The sequence below is a fragment of the Pseudomonas sp. K5002 genome, from assembly GCF_013386655.1.
Classification (GTDB): domain Bacteria; phylum Pseudomonadota; class Gammaproteobacteria; order Pseudomonadales; family Pseudomonadaceae; genus Aquipseudomonas.
The window spans coordinates 1-4,660 of the sequence record NZ_JACARK010001110.1 but is presented as its reverse complement, the minus strand read 5'-3'; the positions used below and the strand labels follow the sequence as shown (position 1 = coordinate 4,660).

Below are 4,660 nucleotides of genomic sequence, written 5' to 3'. Positions count from 1 at the left end.
TGATGCGGCTCGCCCAGGAAAGTCAGGGAACTGAACAGTCCGCGAGTCGCGACATCAGCATTGTCTTTGAGCGGGATTTCCACCTGCGCCGCAATCACATTCAATCCTTCATTTCTCACCAGCACCTGGGCGCGACCGTCTTTATCGGTCTCGGTGCTCAGGGTGTTCGGTGCGTTGCGATAGTCTCCGATCAGCTTGACTCCTGCCGCCGGCTTGCCATCCAGCAGCACCCGTACCGGCAGTGATTTACCCGGGCCGACCGTCAGCGGATCAACTTCCGGCAAGATCAGTAGCTTGATCTGATCCAGCTGCGGCAACTTCGCCCCCGGCTGGTAGATCGCCAGGCTGTACTTGAAGGTCTGGGTCGACTCAATCGCCCCCGGCACCTTGCTGCGGCCCTCGTTGATCCACTTCTTGTCAGGCGTCTGTGACCACATCCCGTTATCCAGGGCGACCGCCAGTACAGCCGGCGATTTGAGCGGCTTCAGGCGCGCATGGTCGGGCAGACGTTCCACGGTCACCGGGATCATTTTGCCGCTGGCGTCGTAGGCCCAGGCGCCGCTGATTTTCTGCGCCTTGAGCGCGTTGTCTTCGGCGCCGTGGCCGTAGATCACTTCGATATTGCCGCGCCGTTGTTCGGTCCACAGTCCGTGGGCCGAGACTTGGGTGGCAAACAGCAGGCCGAGCACGGCCAGGGATTTGAAGGCTTGCATGGAGACGTCCTTTTACAGGTTGAGGGTCAGGCTGACGGTGAAGTTGCGCGGCTCGCCGGGATTGACCCAGTAATTGCTGTAGGAGCGCTCGTAGTACTTTTCATCGAACAGGTTGTTGAGGTTCAGGCCCACGGTGACGTTGTCGCTGGCCTTGTAATGGGCCAGCAAATCGACGGTGTGGTAGGCCGGTAATTCAAAGCTTTTGCCGGCTTCGCCGGAGCGGTCGCCGACGTAGGTAAAGGCCGCACCGAGGTCGGAGCCGCGCAGCAGGCCGTCCTGGAATTCATACACGCCGAGCAAGCTGGCGCTGCGTTTGGCTACGCCGAGAATCCGGCTGCCCGCAGGGATGTCTTTATCGCCTTTGGTCACTTCGGCGTCGATGTAGGCAAAGGCGCCGATCACCCGTACGGCGTCAGTCACCTGGCCGGTCAGTTGCAGGTCAAAACCCTGGCTGCGGGCCTTGCCCATGGCGCGCTGTGTGTCGGTAGCCGGGTCCAGGGCCAGGACATTTTCTTTCTCGATATGGAAGGCGGCGAGGGTGGTGCTCAGGCGGTCGTCGAACAGCTCGCTCTTGATCCCGATTTCATACCCCACGCCTTCTTCCGGCTTGAAGGATTTGCCGCCGGCGTCCAGGCCATTGTTGGGTTTGAACGAGGTGGAGGCGTTGGCGAACAGGCCCACTTCAGGCGTCAGTTGGTAGAGCAGGCCGGCGCGTTGGGTCAGGGCATCGTGGGTCTGAAGGCTTTTGGCATGGTTGCGGCTGAAGTCGTCGGTGCGCTGCTCGAAGTGTTCGAACCGCGCGCCGATCATCCCGCGCAGGCGATCGGTGAAGATGATCTGGTCCTGCAGGTTCAGCGCCTGGCTTTTCACCTGTTCGAAAAAGTCAGTGCCGGAGCGCTTGCCGTTCGGTTTGGGCTGGCCATAGACCGGGTCATAGATGTCGATGGCGTAATCGCCGCCGGCGATGGCGGTCACCCGTTCTTTCTTGCGGTAGTCCTCGTACTCGGTGCCGATCAGCAATTCGTGCTGCCAACTGCCGATGTCGAACCGACCGCGCAGTTCGAGCTGGATGATGCTGTCATGCCAACCGGTGGAGCGCTCGCGGTAGCGGCGGCTGAGGGTGTGGCCATCGGCATCCAGCGCGCGGTTTTCCGAGGCGTTGCCCCACAGGCTGCCTTGTTTGTAATGGCTGGCCAGGCGCAGTTGCCAGGCATCGTTGAGGTGATGCTCGAGGCTGGCTTGCAGGCGGTTGTTGTGGTTGCGGATATCGCCGTCGTCGGGCTCGCCGAGAAAGGTCGAGCGGGAGACGCCGCTCCAGCGGTTGTTGGGCGCGACGATGCCGCGGTCGAAAGTGGAGCGGTGACGCACGAATTCACTTTCCACCAGCAGGTGTGTGTCCGGGTCCAGTTGCCAACTGATGGAGGGCGCGACGAAGACCCGTTTGGCCTCAACGTGGTTGCGGAAGCTGTGGTTGTCTTCCACCGCCAGGTTGACCCGCGATAACACGTTGCCCTCGCTGTCCAGCGGCGTGTTCACGTCCAGCGCGGTGCGGTAGCGGTCCCAACTGCCGGCGCTGGTCTGCAGTGTGGTGAAGGCCTCGGACTGCGGCTTTTTGCTGACGATATTCACCGTGCCGCCTGGGTCACCACGGCCATACAGGCTGGCGGCGGGGCCTTTGAGCACCTCGATGCGCTCGATATTCGCCGCGTCCGGCGTGCTCGGGTAACCGCGGTTGGCGCTGAAACCGTCCACGTAAAACTCTGACGTGGTGAAGCCGCGAACGCTGTATTCGTAGAGCGTCAGGCCGCCGAAGTTGTTCTGTTTGGACACGCCGCCGGCAAACTCAAGGGCACGCTCGACGTTGGTGCTGCCCAGGTCGTTGAGTACCGAAGCGGGAATCACGCTGATGGACTGTGGGATATCCCGCAAGGCGGTGTCGGTTTTTGTGGCGCTGGCGGAGCGGGTGGCGCGATAGCCCTTGACCGGGCCGGTGGCTGATTCGTACGCCTCGCTGGTGATGCGGGTGGCTTCCAGTTCAAGGGTGGCGGTGTCTTCGGCGTAGGCCGGGTCCACCAGCAAACCCAGGGCGATTCCCGCCAGCGGGGCAAATCTTCGAGACGGCATGATAGAGCGTTCCAATAGCGATATTGAAACAATATAACATGACTAATGAGAATGAATTTCTTTTGAAATATTAGGTAACAGGAGCCCGCGAACGGGCTCCCGAAGCCGTTATTCCTCTTCTTTCACCGGTGCAGGCGGCGGACGCAGGCCGATTTCCGCCGACAGCTTGATTTCCTTGCCATTGCGCATCACCTGTATCGCCACCTTGTCGGTGGGTTTGATCCGCGCCACCTGGTTCATCGACTTGCGACCATCTCCGGCCGGCTCGCCGTCGATGCTGAGGATCACATCCCCCAGTTGCAGGCCGGCTTTCTGCGCCGGGCCGTCGCGGAAGATCCCGGCGACCACGATGCCAGGGCGCCCGGTCAGGCCAAACGATTCGGCCAGTTCCTTGGTCAGCGGCTGGACTTCAATCCCCAGCCAGCCACGAATCACCTGGCCATGCTCGATGATCGACTTCATCACTTCAGTGGCCAGCTTCACCGGAATCGCGAAACCGATGCCCTGGGAGCCGCCGGACTTGGAGAAGATCGCGGTGTTGATGCCGGTCAGGTTGCCGTTGGCATCCACCAGCGCGCCGCCGGAGTTGCCCGGGTTGATCGCCGCGTCGGTCTGGATGAAGTCTTCATAGCTGTTGAGGCCCAACTGGTTACGCCCGGTGGCGCTGATGATGCCCATGGTCACGGTCTGGCCGACGCCGAACGGGTTGCCGATGGCCAGCGCCACGTCACCTACGCGCAGCCCTTCAGAGCGCCCGATGGTGATCGAGGGCAGGCCTTTCAAATCGATTTTCAGCACCGCGAGGTCGGTTTCCGGGTCGCTGCCGACCACGCGGGCCAGGGTTTCCCGGCCATCACGCAGGGCCACCACAATCTGGTCGGCGCCGGTGGTCACGTGGTTGTTGGTGAGGATGTAGCCTTCCGGGCTCATGATCACACCGGAGCCGAGGCTGGATTCCATGCGCCGCTGCTTGGGCGAGTTGTCGCCGAAATAGCGACGAAACTGTGGGTCTTCAAACAGCGGGTGCGCCGGTTTGTTGATGACCTTGGTGGTGTACAGGTTGACTACGGCGGGGGCGGCGATCACCACCGCATCGGCGTAAGTCACCGGGCCTTGTACCACCGCGCTGGTTTGCGGTGCCTGTTGCAGGTTGACATCAAGGGTCGGCAGGCCGACCAGTTGTGGATAACGCTGAATAATCAGCATCGCGATCAGCACGCCAGCCAACAATGGCCATCCAAAAAAACGCAGTGCCTTGAGCATGAAGAAAAATCCTGACAGGTTGCAGGGGGCGGGAGAGCGCCCATAATGTCGCGCATTATACGAGGCCGTGAGCGCCTCTGAACGGGATATTTAGGAGTCTTTTATGGCCGTTGCCCTGAGCACCTTAGTCGAGGAAGCGGACCGCTACCTTAATAGTGCCAAAATCGCCGATTACTGCCCCAACGGCCTGCAGGTCGAGGGCCGTCCGCAAGTGCTGCGCATCGTCAGCGGCGTGACCGCCAGCCAGGCATTGCTGGACGCGGCGGTCGAAGCCCAGGCCGACCTGGTGCTGGTGCACCACGGTTATTTCTGGAAAGGCGAAAGCCCGTGCATCACCGGCATGAAGCAGCGCCGCCTGAAAACCCTGCTCAAGCACGACATCAGCCTGCTGGCCTATCACTTGCCGCTGGACCTGCACCCTGAGGTCGGCAACAACGTGCAACTGGCCCGGCAACTGGACATCACCGTCGAAGGCCCGCTGGACCCGGACAACCTCAAGGTCGTCGGCCTGGTGGGTTCCCTGGCTGAGCCGGCGTCGCCCCGTGATTTTGCCCGCCGCG

General features: G+C 61.7%; 4 protein-coding genes. 1 reads left to right on the top strand and 3 read right to left on the bottom strand.

Annotated elements, in window-relative coordinates; all coding sequences use genetic code 11:
• The 3 genes from HX846_RS33785 to algW form a co-directional block, all read right to left on the bottom strand.
• Positions 1 to 713, bottom strand: a 713-nt coding sequence (locus HX846_RS33785; protein WP_178967105.1) for a DUF4198 domain-containing protein, incomplete at its 3' end; no start/stop codon positions are given.
• A 12-nt stretch (positions 714 to 725) separates the two neighbouring features.
• On the bottom strand, positions 726 to 2,837 hold the full coding sequence (locus HX846_RS33780; protein WP_178967104.1) for a TonB-dependent siderophore receptor: 2,112 nt from the start codon (positions 2,835 to 2,837) through the stop codon (positions 726 to 728).
• 108 nt (positions 2,838 to 2,945) lie between these two features.
• Positions 2,946 to 4,100: a Do family serine endopeptidase AlgW gene (gene algW, locus HX846_RS33775; RefSeq protein WP_003208442.1), complete on the bottom strand. Its 1,155-nt coding sequence runs from the start codon at positions 4,098 to 4,100 to the stop codon at positions 2,946 to 2,948.
• 103 nt (positions 4,101 to 4,203) lie between these two features.
• On the opposite strand from algW, the gene HX846_RS33770 reads away from it, so the two are divergent.
• Positions 4,204 to 4,660: Nif3-like dinuclear metal center hexameric protein (locus HX846_RS33770; RefSeq protein WP_178967103.1), on the top strand; the 457-nt coding region annotated here is incomplete at its 3' end.

Excerpts from the sequence above, each read along its gene's own strand:
- algW (WP_003208442.1), bottom strand. The coding sequence starts at position 4,100 with ATGCTCAAGGCACTGCGTTTTTTTGGATGGCCATTGTTGGCTGGCGTG.
- HX846_RS33780 (WP_178967104.1), bottom strand. The coding sequence starts at position 2,837 with ATGCCGTCTCGAAGATTTGCCCCGCTGGCGGGAATCGCCCTGGGTTTG.